This window comes from Streptomyces sp. NPDC031121 (genome assembly GCF_055570615.1).
In genome coordinates this window covers 391,401-412,722 of sequence record NZ_JBVIGV010000006.1, presented here as the reverse complement: position 1 = coordinate 412,722, position 21,322 = coordinate 391,401, and the positions used below count along the sequence as shown (strand labels likewise).

Here is a 21,322-nt window from a genome sequence, read left to right as displayed (position 1 = left end):
CGGGCGGGTTCCGTCGCGACGACCGCGGCGACCGCCCCTCCTACCCCCGTCGTGACGACCGCGGTTCCGACCGCCCGTCCTTCCGCCGCGACGACCGCAGCGAGCGCCCCTCGTACCCGCGTCGCGACGACCGCCCGTCCTACCCGCGCCGTGACGACCGCGGTGGCGACCGCCCGCCGTTCCGCCGCGACGACCGGGGCGACCGTCCGTCGTACCCGCGCCGTGAGGACGACCGTCCGTCGTTCCGCCGGGACGACGACCGCGGCGGGTTCCGTCGCGACGACCGCGGCGACCGCCCCTCCTACCCCCGTCGTGACGACCGCGGTTCCGACCGCCCGTCCTTCCGCCGCGACGACCGCGGCGACCGCCCGTCGTACCCGCGTCGCGACGACCGCCCGTCCTACCCGCGCCGTGACGACCGCGGTGGCGACCGCCCGCCCTTCCGTCGCGACGACCGCGGCGAGCGGCCCTCGTACCCGCGTCGCGACGACCGGCCCTCGTACGGCCGGCGTGACGACCGCGGCGGCGACCGCCCGCCCTTCCGCCGCGACGACCGGGGCGACCGGGGCGACCGGCCCTCGTTCCGCCGGGACGACGACCGAGGCGGACGCCCCTCCTACGGGCGCCGTGACGACCGGGGCGGCGACCGCGGAGGCTACCGCGGGCGCGACGACCGCGGCGGCCACCGCGGCGGCGACCGGGACTTCCGGGCCGACCGCGACCGCGAGCCCGTCAAGCGGCTCCCCATCGACGACGACGTGACCGGCATGGAGATCGACGCCGACGTCCGCCAGGAACTCCTGAGCCTGCCCAAGGGCCTCGCCGAGGAGGTCTCCCGGAACCTCGTCATGGTCGCCCGCCTGATCGACGAGGACCCCGAGCAGGCGTACGCCTACTCGCGTATCGCCCTTCGCCTGGCCTCCCGCGTCGCCGCCGTCCGCGAGGCCGCCGGCTTCGCCGCGTACGCCACGCAGAAGTACAGCGAGGCCCTCGCCGAGTTCCGCGCCGCGAAGCGCATGACCGGCTCCGTCGAACTGTGGCCCGTCATGGCCGACTGCGAGCGCGGCCTCGGCCGCCCCGAGCGCGCCCTGGCCATGGCCGGCGAGCCCGAGGTGCAGAAGCTCGACAAGGCCGGCCAGGTCGAGATGCGGCTCGTCGCCGCCGGCGCCCGCCGCGACATGGGCCAGCTCGACGCCGCCATCGTCACCCTCCAGAGCCCCGAACTCGCCTCCCACTCCGTCCAGCCGTGGACCGCGCGCCTGCGCTACGCGTACGCCGACGCACTCCTCGCCGCCGGCCGCGAGGACGAGGCCCGCGAATGGTTCGCCAAGACGATCGAGGCCGACAAGGACGGCGCCACCGACGCCTCCGACCGCCTCGCCGAACTCGACGGCGTCGAATTCGTCGACGCCCTCGACGCGTCGCACGACGAGGACGAGGACGGCGACGACGACCAGGACGCGGCCGAAGTGGCCGCCGCCGAACGCGCCGCCGACCAGACCGAGTACTACGACGAGGACGACGACGAGTACGAGCCGCTCGACGCCCCGGAGGCCGACGCCGACGCCGGCCCGGCCGACGAAGCGGACCGTCCCGGCGACAGCGCCTGAGCGCGGAACCGACGCAAGGAGGGCGGCACCCCGACCGGGGTGCCGCCCTCCGGCGTCGTCCGGCGGCCCTCAGCCCAGGCTGCGCAGGACCAGGCCCGTCGCCGGCTTCGGACCGAACGACGTCGACTTGCGGGGCATCATCACACCCTGCCGGGCCAGCCCCCGCACGACATCCTCCCGCACCGGATGCATCAGCACCGCCGTCCCGCCGTGCCGCTCCGCCATCTCCACCGTGGCCGCCGCGTCATGGATGTACGTGATCTGGTCGGGGCTGTCCGGGATCTGCCACAGGCCGTCCAGAAGCGTCGCGTGCAGCACCGTCGCATCCAGCCGCCGCCACGCCTCCGGCCGGTCCCGGCGGACCGTCCGCTCCAGGAGATCCGGATCCGGGTCCGTCACCAGGTGGAACGAGCCGTCCCCGGCGACGAGGAAGGCGTTGCCGCGCTCCGCGGCATCCGCCAGCGCCTCCAAGGCCAGCGGCAGCGGGCCCTCCACCGGGCGCACCCGGAACGAGCCCCCCACCGCGGCCAGCGCGTCCGCCGGAGCCAGCCGGCGCAGCATCCGGTGGATCGCCCGCACCTCCAGCGGATAGCGCACCGTGTCCACCAGCAGCACCAGCCCGAAATCCCAGTCCGTCGGCGACGGGTGCTCCTCCCGGAGGCGCAGATACGTCGCCCACCGGTGGTGCCCGTCCGCGATCAGGGCCTGCCGGCGGCCCAGGTCCGCGGCGACGGCCTCCTGGTCGGCGGGATCCGTGACCGCCCACAGGCGGTGCCGGACCCCGTCCTCCGTGGTCGTCGCCAGCAGCGGCGCCCCCAGCGCCGTCCGCTCCACGACCTCCGCCGCACCGCCGCCCGCGTCCCCGCCTCGGTACGTCAGCAGCAGCGGCTCCAGGTTCGCCGAGGTGGCGCGCATCAGCCCGGCCCGGTCCGTCACCACGTGCGGCATGACGTCCTCGTGCGGCAGGACCACGCCCGCGTCCGCCCCCGACAGGGCCAGCGCACCGATGAGGCCGCGCTGCACCATCGGCCCCCTGCGCTGCTCGTACACGTACAGGGCCGGCTCCGGGTCCGCGCTCAGCACGCCCTTCTCCCGCCAGTCCCGCAGCGTGCGCGCCGCCTGCTCATTGCGCGCCGCCGGAGTGTCGGCCTGAGGCAGGATCAGCCGGACGATGTTGTGCGGATCGGCCGACTCCAGGTAGTCGACGCCGTCGGGGCGCACCACCACGTCGTACGGGGGAGAAGTGACCGCGGCCAGGCTGCCGACGCGTTCCGGGACGTAGCGCAGTCCGTGGAAGGGGAGCAGGCGCAGCCCGGCGGGCACGGTGGCAGAAGTGGTCATTGGTGCATGGTAAGGGGCGTCTCGGCATGCGGGATGATCGTGTGGAAAAGATCTCGGAGCACATGCGGCAGGATTCGGTCGGAGACGATCGGGCCGGGCGGACAAAGGGAGCGGACAGGATGACGCGGCGGAGCAGGACCATGCCGGCGGGCAGCGAGCGCAGCCTCCACGAGGCGTACGACACGGCCCTGCTCGACCTCGACGGCGTGGTCTACGCGGGCGGTGAGGCCATCGCGTACGCGGTGGAGTCGCTGGCCGCGGCCCGCGACGGCGGCATGCACCTGGCGTACGTCACGAACAACGCGCTGCGAACTCCGGACGCGGTCGCCGCGCAGCTGAGCGAGCTGGGCATCCCGGCCGGCGCCGACGACGTGATCACCTCGGCGCAGGCGGTGGCCCGGCTGGTCTCGGAGCAGGTGGAGCCGGGGGCGAAGGTACTGGTGATCGGCGGGGAGGGGCTGCGGGTCGCGCTGACCGAACGCGGGCTGGTGCCCGTCGACTCCGCCGACGAGGAGGGGCTCGCCGCGGTCGTCCAGGGCTACGGGGGGCCCGAACTGCCGTGGGGGCGCTTCGCGGAGGCCTCGTTCGCGATCAGGCGCGGCGTGCCGTGGTTCGCGTCCAACACGGACCTGACGATCCCGCAGGCGCGGGGCATCGGGCCGGGCAACGGGGCGGCGGTCGAGGTCGTGCGGATCGCCACCGGCGCCGAACCGCAGGTGGCCGGCAAGCCGCTGCCGCCGATGCACCGCGAGACGGTCCTGCGGACCGGGGCGCGGCGGCCGCTGGTCGTCGGTGACCGGCTGGACACCGACATCGAGGGGGCGTTCAACGGGGACGTCGACTCGCTGCTCGTCCTCACCGGCATCGCCGACGGCGCGCAGCTGCTGCGGGCCGAGCCGCGCCACCGGCCCACGTACGTCGACCGCGACCTGCGCGGGCTGCTGACCGGGCAGCCCCGGGTGGAGGCGGCCGGGGACGGCTTCCGGTGCGGCGGCTGGACGGCGGCAGCCGCGGACGGCGCCCTGCGCCTCGACGGCGCGGGCGACCCCGTCGACGGGCTGCGGGCGCTGTGCGCGGCAGCCTGGACGGAGGCTGGAGACGGCTCCTGCACGCTCGACGCGGCCGCGGCGCTGGGCCGGACCGGGCTGTGACAGGCGGCGGGCCGCCGGGCGCGGGAGCGCAGGTCGGAGGGCATCCGATGGCCGAAAATCGCGGAGGCTAGGCTAACCTAACCGCGTGTTGGTCGAGAGTCCTCCCGAACAGAGCGCGGCGCCCGGCGCCGCAGCCATCCGCAAGCGGCACGCCGCGCGCGCCGCCGGCCTGCTGGCCGCCCTGGCGGTGCTGGCGCTCGTCCTCGTGGCGAGCATCGCCGTCGGCGCCAAGCAGATGCCCCTCGACGAGGTGTGGCACGGGCTCTTCCACTACTCGGGGACCACGTCCGACGTGGTCGTCCGGGACCTGCGCGTACCGCGGACCATCCTCGGGCTGATGGTCGGCCTCGGCCTCGGCCTCTCCGGGGCCGTCATGCAGGCGCTCACCCGCAACCCGCTGGCCGAGCCCGGCATCCTCGGCGTCAACGCGGGCGCCGCGGCCGCCGTGGTGTCCGCCATCAGCTTCCTCGGGGCCTCGACCCTCACCGAGTACGTGTGGTTCGCGCTCCTCGGCGCCGCCGCCGTCTCCGTCGTCGTGTACGTGCTCGGCGGCAGCCGCAGCGCGACGCCGGTCCGGCTGGCGCTCGCCGGCACGGCGGCCAGCGCCGCCCTGGTCGGCTACATCAACGCCGTGCAGCTGATGGACAGCAAGGCGCTCGACAAGCTCCGCTTCTGGACGGTCGGTTCGCTGGCCTCCGCCAACATGGACACCGTCCGGCAGGTGGCGCCCTTCCTGCTGGCCGGGGCGGTGCTCGCGGCGGCGCTCGGCCGACCGCTGAACGCCATGTCCATGGGCGACGACACGGCGCGCGCGCTCGGCGCGAACCTCACCCGGACCCGAGTCGGGGCCATGGTCGCCATCACCCTGCTGTGCGGGGCGGCGACGGCGGCCTGCGGGCCGATCGTCTTCATCGGGCTGATGATCCCGCACCTCGCGCGCCTGATCACCGGGCCCGACATGCGGTGGGTGCTCGCCTACTCGGCGGTCCTGTCGCCGGTGCTGCTGCTCGGCGCGGACGTCGTCGGCCGGATCGTCACCCGGCCCGCGGAACTCCAGGTGGGCGTCGTGACCGCGCTCATCGGAGGCCCCGTCTTCATCTACCTCGTCCGGCGCAAGAGGATGGCCCAGCTGTGACCGTCGAACTCCCCACCGGCCGGACCCGGTCCCGGTCCCGGACCGTGCGCGCACCCGGCGGGCTGTCCCTGCGGGCCGAGCCGCGGGCCCTGCTGACGGGGCTGCTCCTCGCCGCCGCCGCGGCGGCCCTGTCGGTCGTGCTGATCGGCACCGGCGACTTCGAGATCGCCCCCGCGGACGTCGTACAGACCCTCCTCGGCAACGGCACCCCCGCGCAGGACTTCATCGTCAACGACCTGCGGCTGCCGCGGGTCCTGGTCGCCCTCCTCGTGGGCGCCGCGCTCGGCATGGCCGGCGCCGTCTTCCAGTCCGTCTCCCGCAACCCGCTCGGCTCCCCGGACCTGCTCGGCTTCGGATACGGCTCCGTCGTCGGCGCGCTCCTCGTGATCGTGCTGTTCAAGGGCGGTGCGACGGCCGTGGCCGGCGGCGCCCTCGCGGGCGGCCTGGCCACCGGCGTCGTGATCTACCTGCTGTCCTACAAGCAGGGCGTGCACGGCTACCGTCTCGTGCTGGTCGGCATCGGCTCCTCCGCGATGCTCATCGCGGTCATCCAGTGGTTGCTGACCAAGGCCCAGTTCATCGAGGCGACCCGCGCGATGGTCTGGCTGACCGGCTCGCTCGCCGGCCGCGACTGGAGCCAGGTGTGGCCGCTGCTGGCCACCTGCGCCGTGCTGTTCCCGCTCGTCCTCTCCCAGGGGCGGGCGCTGCGGATCGCGGAGATGGGCGACGACGCCGCGTACGCCCTCGGCGTCCGGGTCGAGCGGATGCGGATGCTGCTGATGCTCGCGGCGGTCCTGCTGACCACCGCCGCCGCGGCCGCTGCCGGGCCGATCAGCTTCGTCGCGCTGGCCGCACCGCAGCTCGCCCGGCGCCTGACCCGCTCGCCCGGCTCGAACCCGGTCACCGGCGCGCTGATGGGCTCCGTCCTGCTGCTGCTGTCCGACTGGGCCTCGCAGCGGGCCTTCGGCGCCGACCAGCTGCCCGTCGGCGTGCTGACCGGGCTGGTCGGCGGCGCCTATCTGCTCTGGCTGCTCGTCACCGAGCGCAGGGCGGGACGTATATGACGAACTCAAGGAGTACGCACGTGCAGCGGCTGTCCGCGCAGAACGTCACCCTCGGCTACGAGCAGCGGGTCATCGCCGAGAACCTGTCGGTGGAGATACCCGACAACTCGTTCACGGTGATCGTCGGCCCCAACGCCTGCGGCAAGTCCACGCTGCTGCGCGCCCTGTCGCGGATGCTGAAGCCGTCCGCCGGGCAGGTGCTGCTCGACGGGCACGCCATCGGCTCCCTGCCCGCCAAGAAGGTCGCCAAGACCCTCGGCCTGCTGCCGCAGTCCTCGGTCGCGCCGGACGGGATCACCGTCTTCGACCTCGTCTCCCGCGGCCGCTACCCCCACCAGGGGCTGCTGCGGCAGTGGTCGCAGGAGGACGAGCGGGTCGTCCTGGAGTCGATGGCCGCGACGGGCGTCGCCGAACTCGCCGACCGCACCGTCGACGAGCTGTCCGGCGGGCAGCGGCAGCGCGTGTGGATCGCGATGGCGCTCGCCCAGCAGACGCCGCTGCTGCTGCTGGACGAGCCGACGACGTACCTGGACATCCAGCACCAGATCGACGTGCTGGACCTCTGCGCCGAACTGCACGAGAACCAGGGCCGGACCCTCGTCGCCGTGCTCCACGACCTCAACCACGCCGCCCGCTACGCCACGCACCTGATCGCCATGCGCGGCGGCAAGGTCGTCGCGGAGGGCCCGCCGGCCGAGGTGGTGACCGCGGAACTCGTGGAGAAGGTGTTCGGGCTGCGCTGCCAGATCATCGACGACCCGGAGACGGGCACGCCGCTGGTCATCCCCGCCGCCCGCAAGCCGGCCCGGCCGCAGGCCGCGCCCGCCGCACCCGCACCCGCGGTGGAGGCGGCCGCCGGCGCCTGAGCCGGAGGCGGTGGGAGCCACAGCATCAGAGGAGCTTCTTCAGCCGGAGCAGGTCGCGCAGGCCCGCCTCCAGCCTGACCCGGCCCGAGGCCCACGCGCGGGCGAAGTTCAGCTCCCCCGCGACCAGCGCCACCAGGTCGTCGCCCGTCATCGCGAGCCGGATGTCCGCCTTGCCGGCCGGCGGGCCCGCCGCGACGCCGTCCACCCGGATCCGGCCCCCGTCGACGCGGCCGGTGAAGGTGCGGTCCAGGTCGGTGATGTGGCAGCTCAGGGAGCGGTCGAGCGCGGCCGCGCCGCGCACGTCGCCGTCGGCCCGCGCCAGGTTGCCGGAGAGTCGGTCGAGTGCGGCTCGGCACTCCTCGATCGTAGCCATCGTGATCTCGACCGTACCGCAGAGAGGTGCGGCCGCGCCCGCGCGCTTCGGGGTAGCGTCGGGGCATGACCGACGAAGCCGCCGCCGCACCGGCGGAGCCCGCCGGGGCCCCCGCGGAGCCGGTGGAGCCCGCCGCGCCGGCGCCGCTGGGCGTCGTCCGCACGCCCACCGGGCACCCCGGCGTCGACGCCTGCCTGGAGCGCCTGGCGGACGCCGACCACCTCCCGGCGGACGGGCACGCCGCCGTGTACGAGGATGTGCACAGGGGCCTGCGCGAGGCGCTGACCGCGCTGGACGCACCGCCCGCCCCCGGACCGAACGACAACAGGAGCTGAACCGAACGTGGCAGGAGTGGCACGCCGCCGCCTGGACGCCGAACTGGTACGCCGCAGCATGGCCCGCTCGCGCGAGCACGCCGCCCAGCTGATCGCCGCGGGCCGCGTCACCGTCGGCGGGACCACCGCGACCAAGCCGGCCACCCAGGTGGAGACCAGCGCGGCCCTCGTCGTCCTGAAGGACGACAGCGACCCCGACTACGTCTCCCGGGGCGGCCACAAGCTGGCCGGTGCGCTCGCCGCATTCCGGCCGCTCGGGCTCGTCGTCGAGGGCCGGCGGGCGCTCGATGCCGGCGCCTCCACCGGAGGCTTCACCGACGTGCTGCTGCGCGCCGGCGCGGCCCACGTCATGGCCGTGGACGTGGGCTACGGGCAGCTCGCCTGGTCGCTCCAGAGCGACGAGCGGGTCACCGTCAAGGACCGCACCAACGTCCGCGAGCTGACCCTGGAGCAGATCGACGGCGTCCCCGTCGACCTCGTCGTCGGCGACCTGTCGTTCATCTCGATCGGGCTGGTGCTGCCGGCGCTCGTCGCCTGCTGCGCGCCCGGCGCCGACCTGGTGCTGATGGTCAAGCCGCAGTTCGAGGTCGGCAAGGAGCGCCTGGGCAGCGGCGGTGTCGTCCGCAGCCCCGAGCTGCGGGCCGAGGCGGTGCGCGGCGTCGCCGAGGAGGCGGCCCGGCTGGGCCTCGGCGTGCTCGGGGTGACCGCCAGTCCGCTGCCGGGGCCCTCGGGCAACGTCGAGTACTTTCTGTGGCTGCGGGCGGGGGCACCGGCACTCGACCCGGCGGATGTCGACCGTGCAGTGGCGGAGGGGCCGCAGTGACAGATTCAGCGGGATCGAACGGCGGGACGGAACCGGCGGGGAAGCCGACGGGCGCAGGCGGGGCGGGGGAGGGGCGGCGGACGGTGTTCCTGCTCGCCCACACCGGGCGGCAGGCCGCAATCCGCAGCGCCGAACTCGTCGTCCGGGGCCTCGTCAAGAGCGGGCTCGGCGTACGGGTCCTGGAGGACGAGGCGCGGGACCTGCCGCTGCCGCCCGAGGCGGAACTCGTCGCCGAGTGCACACCCGAGGTGCTCGACGGCTGCGAGCTGCTGATCGTCCTGGGCGGCGACGGGACCCTGCTGCGCGGCGCGGAGTTCGCGCGCGGCTCCGGGGTGCCGATGCTCGGCGTCAACCTGGGGCACGTCGGGTTCCTCGCCGAGGCCGAGCGCGACGACCTCGACCGGGTCGTCGACCGGGTCGTGACCCGCGCGTACGAGGTCGAGGACCGCATGACCCTCGACGTGCTGGTGCGCTCCAACGGGGACGTCGTCCACAGCGACTGGGCGCTGAACGAGGCCGCTGTGCAGAAGGTGTCGCCCGAGCGGATGCTGGAGGTCGTCCTGGAGATCGACGGCCGCCCGGTCTCGGCGTTCGGCTGCGACGGGATCGTCTGCGCGACGCCGACCGGCTCCACGGCGTACGCCTTCTCCGCGGGCGGCCCCGTGGTGTGGCCCGAGGTCGAGGCGCTGCTGATGGTGCCGATCAGCGCGCACGCGCTGTTCGCGAAGCCGCTGGTGACCTCGCCGGACTCGGTGCTCGCCGTCGAGGTGCAGCCCGGCACCCTCCACGGCGTGCTGTGGTGCGACGGCCGGCGCATGCTGGAGCTGCCCGCGGGGGCGAGGGTCGAGGTCCGCCGCGGTGCGGTGCCGGTGCGGCTCGCGCGGCTGCACCACGCGTCGTTCACCGACCGGCTCGTCGCCAAGTTCGCGCTGCCGGTGTCGGGTTGGCGCGGGGCCCCGCACAAGGACTGACCGCCGGCCGGCCGTCATGCGGACGGGACCGGTCCGCGGGGACCGGGAACGACCGTTTCCCTAGCACATCCGTTCGAAGAATTCCCGGCGGGTGACGTCACATGCCACCGGTGAAACCTCGGTATGGTCGTCCCGTGCTTGAGGAGATGCGGATACGGTCCCTGGGGGTCATCGACGACGCGGTGGTCGAGCTGTCACCCGGATTCACCGCGGTGACCGGCGAGACCGGCGCCGGCAAGACGATGGTCGTCACCAGCCTCGGGCTGCTGCTCGGCGGGCGCGCCGACCCGGCCCTCGTACGGATCGGGGCCAAGGCGGCGGTCGTCGAGGGGCGCATCGTCATGCGCCCCGACGCCCCGGCCGCCGTACGCGCGGAGGAGGCCGGCGCCGAGCTCGACGACGGCGCCCTCCTGATCAGCCGGACCGTGTCCGCCGAAGGCCGCTCCCGCGCCCACGTCGGAGGCCGCTCCGTGCCCGTCGGACTGCTCGGCGAACTCGCCGACGACCTCGTCGCCGTCCACGGCCAGACCGACCAGCAGGGCCTGCTGCGGCCCGCCCGGCAGCGCCAGGCCCTCGACCGGTACGCCGGCGACGCCGTCGCCGTCCCGCTGGAGAAGTACGGGGCCGCCTACCGGCGGCTGCGGGCCGTCGCCGCCGAACTGGAGGAGATCACCACCCGCGCCCGGGAGCGCGCCCAGGAGGCCGACCTGCTGCGCTTCGGGCTGGAGGAGATCGCCGCCGTCGAGCCGGTGGCCGGCGAGGACGCGGAACTGGCCGCCGAGGCCGAACGGCTCGGCCACGCCGAAGCGCTCGCCTCCGCCGCGCAGATCGCCCACGCGGCGCTCGCCGGAGACGTCGAGGACCCGGAGGGCGTCGACGCCAACACGCTCGTCGCCGGCGCCCACCGGGCCCTGGAGGCCGTACGCTCCCACGACCCGGTCCTCGGCGCGCTCGCCGAGCGCATCGGCGAACTCCAGATCCTGCTCGCCGACGTCGCCGGAGAACTCGCCGGATACGCCGACGACCTCGACGCGGACCCGCTGCGGCTCGCCGCCGTGGAAGAGCGCCGGGCCGCCCTCACCCAGCTCACCCGCAAGTACGGCGACTCCGTCGACGCGGTGCTGGAATGGGCGCAGACGAGCTCCGCGCGCCTCCTCGAACTCGACGGCGACGACGAGCGGATCACCGAGCTGACCGCCGAACGCGACGGGCTGCGGGCCGAACTCTCCCAGCTCGCCCAAGCCCTGACGGACGCCCGGGTCGAGGCGGCGACCAGGTTCGCCGCGGCCGTCACCGAGGAACTCGCCTCCCTCGCGATGCCGCACGCCCGCGTCACGATCGACATCCGGCAGACCGGCGTCGCCGACGAGGACGGCGTCGAAGTCGGCGGCCGGGCCGTCGCCTACGGCCCGACGGGCGCGGACGAGGTCGAACTGCTCCTCGCCCCGCACCCCGGCGCCCAGCCGCGGCCCATCGCCAAGGGCGCCTCCGGCGGCGAGCTCTCCCGCGTCATGCTCGCCGTCGAGGTCGTCTTCGCCGGCTCCGACCCCGTCCCCACCTACCTCTTCGACGAGGTCGACGCCGGAGTCGGCGGCAAGGCCGCCGTCGAGGTCGGGCGCCGCCTCGCCAAGCTCGCCAAGTCCGCGCAGGTCGTGGTCGTCACCCACCTGCCGCAGGTGGCGGCCTTCGCCGACCGGCAGCTGCTCGTGGAGAAGACCAACGACGGCTCCGTCACCCGCAGCGGAGTCACCGTCCTGGAGGGCGAGGCCCGCATCCGCGAACTCTCGCGCATGCTGGCCGGCCACGAGGACTCCGTCTCCGCCCGCGCCCACGCCGAGGAACTCCTCGCCGCGGCGCGCGCGGACGCGTAGCGGAACGCACACCCGGGGCGGGCGCGTGCGGCGCCCCGGGGGTGGCGCAGGGGTGGCGCGAAGATGACGGACGCTACGCCGTGTGGGTGAGGCGCGGGGGCGCGTGACGGTATCTCGTACCGCATCCGACCCCGTATCGACGCGGAACGCGCGTACGCCCTGGCATCCTGGGCGGCGACTCTGCCCCCTCACCCAGGAGCCCCGGCCAGTGAGCAGCTCCCCGGCCCCGGTCCCGGCCCCCGCACAGCCGTACGGGCGGCCGCCCCTGCGCACCGTCCAGATCCTCGGCGGCGCCGGCGCGGACAGCAGCGCCCACGTCCGGTCGCTGACCACCGGGCTCGCCGCGCGCGGGGTACGCGTCACCGTGTGCGCACCGGTCGAAGCGGAAGGGGAGTACGACTTCACCGGCGCCGGCGCGCAGTTCGCGCCCGACGCGGTGAGCGCCATGCGCGCCGTGTGCGCCGGCGCCGACGTGGTGCACGCCCACGGCGTCCGGGCCGCCGCCCGCGCCCTCCTCGCCCTGCGCGGGCGCCGCGTCCCGCTCGTCGTCACCTGGGCCGGAAGCGGGCCCGGCACCCACGGCGCCCTCGGGCAGCTCGGCCGCGTCCTCGAACGGCACGTCGCCCGCGCCGCGGCCGTCGTCCTCGGCAGCTCCTCCGCCCAGGTGGACCTCGCGCGGGCCCGCGGCGCCCGGGACGTACGGCTCGCCCGGCCAGCCGTACCCGCCGGAGGCGGCGCCGGGCGGGCCGCGGCCGACGACCCGGGGAGGACCCGGGCCGAACTCGGCGCGGTCGGGCGGCCCCTCGTCATCGCCGTCGGCAGCCTCGTCCCGCACCGCGGATACAGCCTCCTCCTCGACGCCGCCCGGGCCTGGCGCGGACTGGACCCCGCACCGCTCGTCGTCATCGCCGGGGAAGGACCCATGCGGGCCGAACTCGCCGGCCGCATCGAGGCCGAACGCCTGCCGGTACGGCTCCTCGGCCGCCGCCGGGACGCCGGCCGGCTGCTCGCGGCGGCCGACGTCGCGGTGCTGCCGAGCCGGTGGGAGGCGCGGTCGCTGCTCGCGCAGGAGGCGCTGCGGGTCGGCGTACCGCTGGTGGCCACAGAGGTCGGGGGCGTACCCGAGCTGATCGGCGAGGCCGGAGTCCTGGTGCCGTACGGCGACCCGGACGCCCTCGCCGCAGCGGTGACGGCCCTCCTGGCCGACCCGGAGCGCCGCCGCCACCTCTCGGAGGCGGGCCGTGCCCTGGCGGCGACATGGCCGTCCGAGGACGACACGGTGGCCCAGATCCTGTCCGTCTACGACGAACTGACCCACCGCCGCTGACCAGCGGCTGGATGGTTTCGGGGCTCTGCCCCGGGCCCCGCGCCTCAATCGCCGGCGGGGCTGGAGTGGGCCGGAGTCGTGTGGAGGGGAGCGGGTGGTGGGTGGTTTCGGGGCTCTGCCCCGGGCCCCGCGCCTCAATCGCCGGCGGGGCTGGAGTGGGCCGGAGTCGTCCCGCGGGTGCGGGTCGTTGGCGGTTTCGGGGCTCTGTCCCGGGGCCCGCGCTTCAGTCCTCGGCGGGGCTGGAGGTTGCGGCGAGGGGGTTGGCGAGTTCAGCCTGCGCGGCGTTTGAGCGCGACGGGTGCGCAGCGCCCGGATTCGGTGCGGGCGGAGCCCGGCGGGGGCCGGGGCCGCAGGTCCCGGTTTCGGGAAGGGGCGGGGTGGGGGACTGCTCCGCGCAGCGGGAGCCCCCGCCGGTGCTGCCGGCGCCGTGGCGGGCCGGGCCGCGTTGCGGGAGTCCGGCCGCCGCCACACGACCCCCTGGCGGGCAGCGGCAGCGGCAGCGGCACGGCGGCGGGCCCGGATCAGGGGGTCGTGTGGCGGCGGGCGCGGAGGGCCAGGCTGAGGGAGAGGACCGTCTCCGGGTCGTCCAGGTCCGTGCCGAGGAGGTCGGCGATGCGGGCCAGGCGGTTGTACAGGGTCTGCCGGTTCAGGTGCAGCTCCCGCGCGGTCTCCGCCTTGCGGCCCGCATGGGCCAGGTACGTCTCCAGCGTCGGCAGCAGCGCGGGCCGCGCCACCGCGTCATGGCTGCGCAGCGCCCCGATCGCCCGCTCGACGAACGCCGCCAGGTCGGGATGCTCCCGGAGCCGCCACAGCAGCAGGTCGATGTCGAGCCGGCGGGCGTCGTACCAGGGCCGGGCGGGCAGGCCGTGCGCGGCGGTGGCGGTCTCGGCCGCGTGCCGCAGCCCGGCGGAGGCGGCGGCCCAGCCGCCGGCGACGCCGACGACGACCGCGGCGGGCGCCCCGGCCCGCTCCAGCCCGGCCCGCTCCAGGCCGGCGCGCAGCGCGGCGGCGACCCGGTCGGCGACGGCCGTCCGCTCGGACTCCGCCCGCAGCGACACCAGCAGCGGCACCCTGCCCTCCACGGGCCGCACCCCGAGGAGGACCGGCACGCCGACCGCCGACAGCTCCTCCAGGACGGCCCGGGCGAGCACGGCCCAGTTCCCCGAAGGCCCGAGGTCCGCGGACAGCCGCATCACCACGGGCAGCAGCGGCCCGTCCCCGGGCCGGAACCCCAGCACCCGGGCCTGCGCGGGGGCGTCCTCGGCGGAGATGCGGCCCTCCGCGAGGTCCGTCAGGAAGTCGCCGCGGCCGCGCGCCGCGAGTTCCTCCTCCTGCCGGGCCTGCATCATGACGACCGCCAGGACGCCCGCGGTCCGCTCCGCGGCCATCCGGTGCACCGGCAGCAGCGGCGCCGACACGCCGAGCAGGACGAGCCGCGCCCGGACGGATCCGGTGCCGGGCCCGCCGCCGGGTACGTCGACGACCACGGCGTGGGCGGACGGCTCGGCGGCCCGCTGGCCGCGCAGCCCCTCCCACACCTGGAGCGGGTCGGCCGCGGCCTCGCCCGCGACGGGCCCGGCCCCGTACAGCAGCTGCCCGTCGGGGGTCTCCAGGAACACCGGGTTCGCCGTGAAGTCGGCGAGGATGCGCAGCACCTGCGGGATGCCGCCGCCGCCGAGGAGGGCCTGCGTGCAGCGCCCGTGCACCTCCTCGGCCCTCTGGAGGAGCGCGTAGTGCCCGTTGACGATCTCGGTGTGGACCTCTTCCGTCACCGCCACGAACGGCACTTCGCGGTGCAGCTGCACCAGCGGCAGCCCGGCCGCCCGCGCCGTGTCGACGAGGGTCGCGGGGAGCCGGGTGAAGCGCGGACCCAGCTCGACGACCAGGGCGGCGATGCCGCGCTCCGCTAGGCGGCGTACGAACGCCCGCTGCTCGGCGGGCCGGGTGCCCAGCCCCAGCCCGGTCGTCAGGAGCAGCTCCCCGCCCTTGAGGAGCGACGCGATGTTCGGGACCTCGCCCGCGTGCACCCAGCGCACGGTCCGGCCGAGGCGGTCGGCGCACGCCACCACCTCCGGCAGCCCGCCGCGCAGTCCGGGGAGTTCGAGGGCCCGCTGAACGGTGATCCCGCCCTGGTTGTCCATGCCGCGGGACGCTACCGGGCGTCCGGCGTCGTTCCAAGGCGGGCCGGCGTCCGCGGCCACGGTCCCGTCCGGCTACAGGGGGGTGATGTTGTGGTTGAAGCGGAAGACGTTGTCGGGGTCGTACTGCCGTTTCAGGGTGCGCAGCCGCTGCAGGTTGTCCGCGCCGACGCCGGCGACGATCCGTTCGGGCCCCTCGTCGCCGGTGAAGTTCAGGTACACGGCGCCGGTGCTCCACGGCCGGGCGTCGGCGCGGACCCCCCGCACCCAGGCCATGGCCCGTTCGTCGTCCGCGGGGTCCTCCCACACGCCGAAGGGGTGCACGACCCAGGGCGCGTCCCGGTACGGGACCGGCCACTGCCGCGGGCCGGCGGCGATCGCGCCGCCCTGCGGGAACAGCACGTGCTGGCAGTTCGAGGGGACGGGCATGGAGTCGGCGCGGGCGCAGAACACGTCCAGCATGTCGTCGGGCGCCCCTGTCAGGTACTCGGCGGACCAGTAGTTCCGCAGGCCCGGCGGGTCGTCGAGCATGCACGCGAAGTCCGCGTAGGGGAGCTGGGCGATGAGCTCGGCCTCATGGGGGACGGCCAGGAGCGGTGCGGCCGCCTTGCGGACGCCTTCCTCGGGGCCGGTGAACGTCAGGAGCGCGGCGGCGAGGAGCGTGCCGGCCAGGTGGGGCGGGACGAATTCCTCCGGCGGGCCGGTGAGGTACAGGAAGCCGCCGCCGAGGTCGTCGGGGCCCTGCTCCACGATGTCCCGGTAGGCGCGGGCCAGGGCGGGCCCGTGCTCGGGCAGCGACATCAGCAGGGCGAAGGAGAAGGCGGGGAGGTCGTGCAGGCGCAGGGTGAGCGCGGTGGCGATGCCGAAGTTCCCGCCGCCGCCGTGCAGCGCCCAGAACAGCTCGGGGTTCTCCTCGGCCGTCGCCTCGACGACGGTGCCGTCCGCGGTGACGAGTTCGGCGCCGAGCAGGTTGTCCACGGCCAGGCCGAACTTGCGGTCGGTCCAGCCGCTGCCGCCGCCGAGGACGTAGCCGCCGACGCCGGTGGTGGAGACCCGCCCTCCGGTCGTCGAGAGCCCGTACGGCTCGCAGGCCCGGTCCAGGTCGCCCATGACGGCGCCGCCGGCGACGCGGACGGCCTTGGCCGCCGGGTGGACCGTCACGTCGTTCATCAGGCGCAGGTCGATCACCAGGCCGCCGTCGTTGAGGGACATTCCCGCGACGCTGTGGCCGCCGCCGCGTACGGCGATGGGCAGGTCGAGGTCGCGGGCGAACCGCACGGCGGTGACGACGTCCGCGACGCTCTCGCAGCGGGCGATCACGGCAGGCCGCCGGTCGATCATCGCGTTGAAGATGCGCCGGGCGTCGTCGTAGCCCGGGTCGCCGGGGGCGAACACCTCGCCGGCCAGGTCCTCGCGGAGCACGGCGAGCGCGGTGCCCGCCTTGGAGAGGGGAGCCATCGCCAACCCCTCCTTCCGGAGCGGTGAGCGGTCGAAGGACTCCTCCAGCGTAGGCGGACGGCACCCGGGCGGCGCGCCGGAGCCGGCCCGCCGCCCCCTGCTTCCGTCAGCCCCGTCAGCCCCGTCAGCCCCCGTACGCGCCGCTCGCGGTCAGCCGCAGCGCGGTGTCGATCAGCGGGACGTGGCTGAACGCCTGCGGAAAGTTGCCGACCTGCCGCTGGAGGCGCGGGTCCCACTCCTCAGCGAGCAGCCCGAGGTCGTTGCGCAGCGCGAGCAGCTTCTCGAAGAGGTGGCGGGCCTCGTCGACCCGGCCGATCATGGCCAGGTCGTCGGCCATCCAGAACGAGCACGCCAGGAAGGCGCCCTCGTCGCCCTCCAGCCCGTCCACACCGGCCTCGTCGCCGGCCGTCGGGTAGCGCAGGATGAACCCGTCGGGCGTGGACAGCTCGCGCTGGATCGCCTCGATGGTGCCGATGACCCGCTTGTCGTCCGGCGGCAGGAAGCCCATCTGCGGGATCAGCAGCAGCGAGGCGTCCAGCTCCTTGGAGCCGTAGGACTGCGTGAAGGTGTTGCGCTCCTTGTCGTAGCCCTTCTCGCAGACGTCCTGGTGGATCTCGTCGCGCAGCTCCCGCCACCGCTCCAGCGGGCCGTCCGCGTCGCCGCTTTCGATCAGCTTGATCGTCCGGTCGACGGCCACCCAGGCCATCACCTTGGAGTGGACGAAGTGCCGGCGCGGGCCGCGGACCTCCCAGATGCCCTCGTCGGGCTGGTCCCAGTGCTGCTCCAGGTACTTGATCAGCTTCAGCTGGAGCACCGACGCGTAGTCGTTGCGGGCCAGGCCCGTCATGTGGCCGAGGTGCAGGGCCTCGGTGACCTCGCCGTAGACGTCCAACTGGAGCTGGTGGGCCGCCCCGTTGCCGACGCGCACCGGGCGGGACCCCTCGTACCCGGGGAGCCAGTCCAGTTCGGTCTCGCCCAGCTCCCGCTCGCCGGCGATCCCGTACATGATCTGCAGGTTCTCCGGGTCGCCGGCGACGGCCCGCAGCAGCCACTCGCGCCACGCCTGGGCCTCCTCGCGGTAGCCGGTGCGCAGCAGCGAGGAGAGGGTGATGGCGGCGTCGCGCAGCCAGGTGTAGCGGTAGTCCCAGTTCCGCACGCCGCCGATCTCCTCCGGCAGGGAGGTGGTCGGGGCGGCGACGATTCCGCCGGTCGGCCCGTACGTCAGCGCCTTGAGCGTGATCAGGGAGCGGATGACGGCCTCCCGGTAGGGGCCGTGGTAGGTGCAGTGGTCGACCCACTCGCGCCAGAACGCGGTGGTCGCGGCCAGGGCCGGCTCGGCGTCGGGGACCTCGGGCGCGGGGCGGTGCGAGGGCGCCCAGCTGATGCAGAAGGCCACCCGGTCGCCGGGCCCGACGGTGAAGTCGGAGTACGTCGTCAGGTCCTTGCCGTAGGTCTGCGCGTCGGTGTCCAGCCACACCGAGTCCGGGCCGGCGACGGCCACGGTGCGCTGGTCCACCTTGTGGACCCAGGGCACGACCCGCCCGTAGCTGAACCGCATGCGCAGCGAGGACCGCATGGGCACGCGCCCGCTGACGCCCTCCACGATGCGGATCAGCTGCGGGGCGTGGTCCTCGCGCGGCGGCATGAAGTCGATCACCTTGACGGTGCCGCGCGGGGTGTCCCACTCGGACTCCAGGACCAGCGAGTCGCCCTGGTAGCGGCGGCGGTCGGCGTACGGGGCCTCGGCTCCGGCCTGGCCGGCCGGGCCGATCCGCCAGAATCCGTGGTCCTCCGTTCCGAGAAGGCTCGCGAAGACGGCGTGGGAGTCGAAGCGGGGAAGGCACAGCCAGTCCACCGATCCGTCCCGGCAGACCAGGGCGGCGGTCTGCGTGTCTCCGATCAGTGCGTAATCCTCGATGCGCCCGGACAAGAGCTTCTCCAGTCGAAACGGCCACGTCGCCCCGAAGGGCGCTTGCATTGCGCGGTTGCGCGGTCTTCCGTGTTGGATCCCCGCACTGAGCTCATGATTCCGGATGCGGCCGGGTTACGCCGTCTGCCGGACTGCTCGGCGGCGATGTGGAGCGATATCCGAGCAGGATATGACGGCACCCTAGTGATCCCCTGAAGTCTCGGGGGAATGCCGCTGGGCCGAACGGGTGACCGGCGGGGACGCCGCTCGACCGGCCCAGCGGGCCGCCCGTAGCGCAGCGTGGGAGGCCCGTGGCGGGGCGTGCCCGGAGGCGGAGCGCGCCGGGCGCTGATAGGCTGGTACCCCGTGGACCGGTGGTCTGCCTGTGCGAATCAGGCACCCCGAAACCGCAGCTTCGGCGCCCCCTGAGACCTTCCGGTTCGACGGTGGCCGGCGCCGGACGCACCTCACTTCGCGACCACGGGAGCCCCCTCTTGGCGATGCCGCCCGCTGCTTTTCGAAACAGCACAGCCATGACGACCAAGCACATCTTCGTCACCGGGGGTGTCGCCTCTTCCCTCGGCAAGGGCCTCACGGCCTCCAGCCTGGGTGCGCTGCTGAAGGCGCGCGGCCTGCGGGTCACCATGCAGAAGCTCGACCCGTACCTGAACGTCGACCCGGGCACCATGAACCCGTTCCAGCACGGCGAGGTGTTCGTCACCAACGACGGCGCCGAGACGGACCTGGACATCGGCCACTACGAGCGCTTCCTCGACGTCGACCTCGACGGCTCGGCCAACGTCACCACGGGCCAGGTCTACTCGACGGTCATCGCCAAGGAGCGCCGCGGCGAGTACCTCGGCGACACCGTGCAGGTCATCCCGCACATCACCAACGAGATCAAGCACCGCATCCGGCGGATGGCGACCGAGGACGTCGACGTCGTCATCACCGAGGTCGGCGGCACCGTCGGCGACATCGAGTCCCTGCCGTTCCTGGAGACCGTCCGCCAGGTCCGCCACGAGGTCGGCCGCGACAACGTCTTCGTCGTGCACATCTCGCTGCTGCCCTACATCGGCCCGTCCGGCGAGCTGAAGACCAAGCCGACCCAGCACTCGGTCGCCGCCCTGCGCAACATCGGCATCCAGCCCGACGCGATCGTGCTGCGCGCCGACCGGGACGTGCCGACCTCGATCAAGCGCAAGATCTCGCTGATGTGCGACGTCGACGAGGCCGCCGTGGTCGCCGCCATCGACGCCAAGTCGATCTACGACATCCCGAAGGTCCTGCACACCGAGGGCCTCGACGCGTACGTCGTCCGCAAGCTCGACCTGCCGTTCCGCGACGTGGACTGGACGGTCTGGGAGGACCTCCTCGACCGGGTCCACAACCCCGACCACGAGGTCAAGGTCGCGCTCGTCGGCAAGTACATCGACCTGCCCGACGCCTACCTGTCGGTGACCGAGGCGCTGCGCGCCGGCGGCTTCGCCAACCGGGCCCGCGTCCAGATCAAGTGGGTCACCTCCGACGAGTGCAAGACCCCGGCCGGCGCCGCCGCCCAGCTCTCCGACGTGGACGCGATCTGCGTCCCCGGCGGCTTCGGCGACCGCGGCGTGAACGGCAAGGTCGGCGCGATCACCTACGCCCGCGAGAACAAGATCCCGCTGCTCGGCCTGTGCCTGGGCCTGCAGTGCGTGGTCATCGAGGCGGCCCGGAACCTGGGCGGCATCGAGGAGGCCAACTCCACCGAGTTCGACCCCTCCACCCCGCACCCGGTCATCTCGACCATGGAGGAGCAGCTGGCCTTCGTCGAGGGCGCCGGCGACCTCGGCGGCACCATGCGCCTGGGCATGTACCCGGCGAAGCTCGCCGAGGGCTCGATCGTCCGCGAGGTCTACGGCGACCAGGCGTACGTCGACGAGCGCCACCGCCACCGCTACGAGGTGAACAACGCCTACCGCGGCGAGCTGGAGAAGACCGGCCTCGTCTTCTCCGGGACCTCCCCGGACAACAAGCTCGTCGAGTACGTCGAGTACCCGCGCGAGGTGCACCCCTACCTGGTGGCCACCCAGGCCCACCCGGAGCTGCGCTCCCGCCCGACGCGCCCGCACCCGCTCTTCGCCGGCCTGGTCAAGGCCGCGGTGGAGCGCAAGACCGGCAAGTGACCGCCTGATCAAGGGCATACCGTAGGCAGCCGGGGCACCACGTGCGTGCCCCGGCTGTCACGCGTTGCGGAAGGGTGCGGGGAATGAACATCAAGGACACGGCCGAGTCGTGGGAGACGCTGTCGAGCAGGCGCCCCTTCCAGGGGAAGAAGACGGCGGTCGTCACGGACGAGGTCCGCATGCCCGACGGCTCCGCCGCCACACGCGACTACCAGGCCCACCCCGGCGCCGTGTGCGTCCTCGCCTACGACGAGCAGGGGCGCGTCCTGGTGCTGAAGCAGTACCGCCACCCGGTGCGGCACCGGCTGTGGGAGCTGCCGGCCGGCCTGCTCGACGTGGCGGGCGAGAACCCGCTGCACGCAGCGCAGCGCGAGCTGTACGAGGAGGCGCACGCCAAGGCCGAGGACTGGCGGGTGCTGGTCGACTTCTTCGCCTCGCCCGGCGGCTCCGACGAGGCGGTCCGGGTCTTCCTCGCGCGCGGCCTCGCCGACGCGGAGGGCGACCGCTTCGAGGTGTCGGAGGAGGAGGCCGACATGGAGGTGGCCCGCGTGCCGCTCGCCGACCTCGTACGCGGCGTCCTCGCCGGCGACCTCGGCAACCCGGGCCTGGTCAGCGGCGTCCTGGCCCTCCAGGCGGCCCTCGCCGCGGAGGGGGGCCTCGACGCGCTGCGCCCGGCCCTGGCTCCCTGGCCGGCCCGCCCGTACGAGGCCTGAGGGGCGGCGGGGCGGGCGCAGCGCGCGGCAGGACCCCCGTACGGCGGTGCGGTGTGACCATCCGCTGATCCG

17 protein-coding genes are annotated in these 21,322 nt (G+C 74.5%); 12 read left to right on the top strand and 5 right to left on the bottom strand.

Annotated elements, in window-relative coordinates; genetic code table 11:
- Positions 1–767 precede the first annotated feature (767 nt).
- The gene (locus ACZ462_RS14060) at positions 768–1,610 is read left to right on the top strand and encodes a tetratricopeptide repeat protein (protein WP_467806131.1); all 843 of its coding nucleotides are present in this window, start codon (positions 768–770) and stop codon (positions 1,608–1,610) included.
- 69 nt (positions 1,611–1,679) lie between these two features.
- Here ACZ462_RS14060 and ACZ462_RS14055 read toward each other — a convergent pair whose 3' ends face one another.
- Positions 1,680–2,951 carry a DUF1015 family protein gene (locus ACZ462_RS14055; RefSeq protein WP_467805977.1) on the bottom strand — a complete coding sequence of 424 codons (1,272 nt, stop codon included), beginning with the start codon at positions 2,949–2,951 and terminating at the stop codon, positions 1,680–1,682.
- A gap of 119 nt (positions 2,952–3,070) precedes the next feature.
- On the opposite strand from ACZ462_RS14055, the gene ACZ462_RS14050 reads away from it, so the two are divergent.
- The 4 genes from ACZ462_RS14050 (at position 3,071) to ACZ462_RS14035 (ending at position 7,167) form a co-directional block, all read left to right on the top strand.
- Positions 3,071–4,102, top strand: coding sequence for an HAD hydrolase-like protein (locus ACZ462_RS14050; RefSeq protein ID WP_467805978.1), 1,032 nt, complete (start codon positions 3,071–3,073; stop codon positions 4,100–4,102).
- A gap of 85 nt (positions 4,103–4,187) precedes the next feature.
- Positions 4,188–5,237, top strand: coding sequence for a FecCD family ABC transporter permease (locus ACZ462_RS14045; RefSeq protein WP_467805980.1), 1,050 nt, complete (start codon positions 4,188–4,190; stop codon positions 5,235–5,237).
- The gene (locus tag ACZ462_RS14040) at positions 5,234–6,301 is read left to right on the top strand and encodes a FecCD family ABC transporter permease (RefSeq protein ID WP_467805981.1); all 1,068 of its coding nucleotides are present in this window, start codon (positions 5,234–5,236) and stop codon (positions 6,299–6,301) included. Before ACZ462_RS14045 ends, ACZ462_RS14040 begins: the two co-directional genes overlap by 4 nt.
- A complete protein-coding gene (locus ACZ462_RS14035; protein ID WP_467805983.1) occupies positions 6,298–7,167 on the top strand; it encodes an ABC transporter ATP-binding protein in 870 nt (289 codons plus the stop codon). The genes ACZ462_RS14040 and ACZ462_RS14035 overlap by 4 nt, the downstream gene beginning before the upstream one ends.
- 25 nt (positions 7,168–7,192) lie before the next feature.
- Here the strand turns inward: ACZ462_RS14035 and ACZ462_RS14030 are convergent, their stop codons facing one another.
- Entirely contained in the window at positions 7,193–7,540 is a 348-nt protein-coding gene (locus ACZ462_RS14030; protein ID WP_467805984.1) for an SCP2 sterol-binding domain-containing protein, read from the bottom strand.
- A gap of 65 nt (positions 7,541–7,605) precedes the next feature.
- Here ACZ462_RS14030 and ACZ462_RS14025 point away from each other — a divergent pair, with 65 nt between their 5' ends.
- The 5 genes from ACZ462_RS14025 (at position 7,606) to ACZ462_RS14005 (ending at position 12,867) form a co-directional block, all read left to right on the top strand.
- Positions 7,606–7,875, top strand: a complete 270-nt coding sequence (locus ACZ462_RS14025) for a hypothetical protein (protein WP_467805986.1) — start codon at positions 7,606–7,608, stop codon at positions 7,873–7,875.
- A 7-nt stretch (positions 7,876–7,882) separates the two neighbouring features.
- Positions 7,883–8,698: a TlyA family RNA methyltransferase gene (locus ACZ462_RS14020; RefSeq protein ID WP_467805987.1), complete on the top strand. Its 816-nt coding sequence runs from the start codon at positions 7,883–7,885 to the stop codon at positions 8,696–8,698.
- Positions 8,695–9,669 (top strand): NAD kinase, encoded by a 975-nt coding sequence (locus ACZ462_RS14015; protein WP_467805988.1) that lies wholly within the window; start codon positions 8,695–8,697, stop codon positions 9,667–9,669. The genes ACZ462_RS14020 and ACZ462_RS14015 overlap by 4 nt, the downstream gene beginning before the upstream one ends.
- A gap of 146 nt (positions 9,670–9,815) precedes the next feature.
- Positions 9,816–11,540: a DNA repair protein RecN gene (gene recN, locus ACZ462_RS14010; RefSeq protein WP_467806133.1), complete on the top strand. Its 1,725-nt coding sequence runs from the start codon at positions 9,816–9,818 to the stop codon at positions 11,538–11,540.
- 208 nt (positions 11,541–11,748) lie between these two features.
- Positions 11,749–12,867 (top strand): glycosyltransferase family 4 protein, encoded by a 1,119-nt coding sequence (locus tag ACZ462_RS14005; RefSeq protein ID WP_467805989.1) that lies wholly within the window; start codon positions 11,749–11,751, stop codon positions 12,865–12,867.
- Between the two features lie 521 nt (positions 12,868–13,388).
- Here the strand turns inward: ACZ462_RS14005 and ACZ462_RS14000 are convergent.
- From ACZ462_RS14000 to ACZ462_RS13990, 3 genes are all read right to left on the bottom strand, one after another.
- Positions 13,389–15,008: a PucR family transcriptional regulator gene (locus ACZ462_RS14000; RefSeq protein ID WP_467805990.1), complete on the bottom strand. Its 1,620-nt coding sequence runs from the start codon at positions 15,006–15,008 to the stop codon at positions 13,389–13,391.
- Positions 15,009–15,080: 72 nt separating this feature from the next.
- Entirely contained in the window at positions 15,081–16,463 is a 1,383-nt protein-coding gene (locus ACZ462_RS13995) for an FAD-binding oxidoreductase (protein ID WP_467805991.1), read from the bottom strand.
- A gap of 124 nt (positions 16,464–16,587) precedes the next feature.
- A complete protein-coding gene (locus ACZ462_RS13990) occupies positions 16,588–18,441 on the bottom strand; it encodes a glycoside hydrolase family 15 protein (RefSeq protein ID WP_467805992.1) in 1,854 nt (617 codons plus the stop codon).
- A 431-nt stretch (positions 18,442–18,872) separates the two neighbouring features.
- Between ACZ462_RS13990 and ACZ462_RS13985 the strand changes: the two genes are divergently transcribed.
- Complete coding sequence (locus tag ACZ462_RS13985; protein ID WP_467806134.1) at positions 18,873–20,537, top strand: CTP synthase; 1,665 nt, start codon at positions 18,873–18,875, stop codon at positions 20,535–20,537.
- An 83-nt stretch (positions 20,538–20,620) separates the two neighbouring features.
- Positions 20,621–21,250, top strand: coding sequence for an NUDIX domain-containing protein (locus tag ACZ462_RS13980; RefSeq protein ID WP_467805994.1), 630 nt, complete (start codon positions 20,621–20,623; stop codon positions 21,248–21,250).
- Positions 21,251–21,322 lie beyond the last annotated feature (72 nt).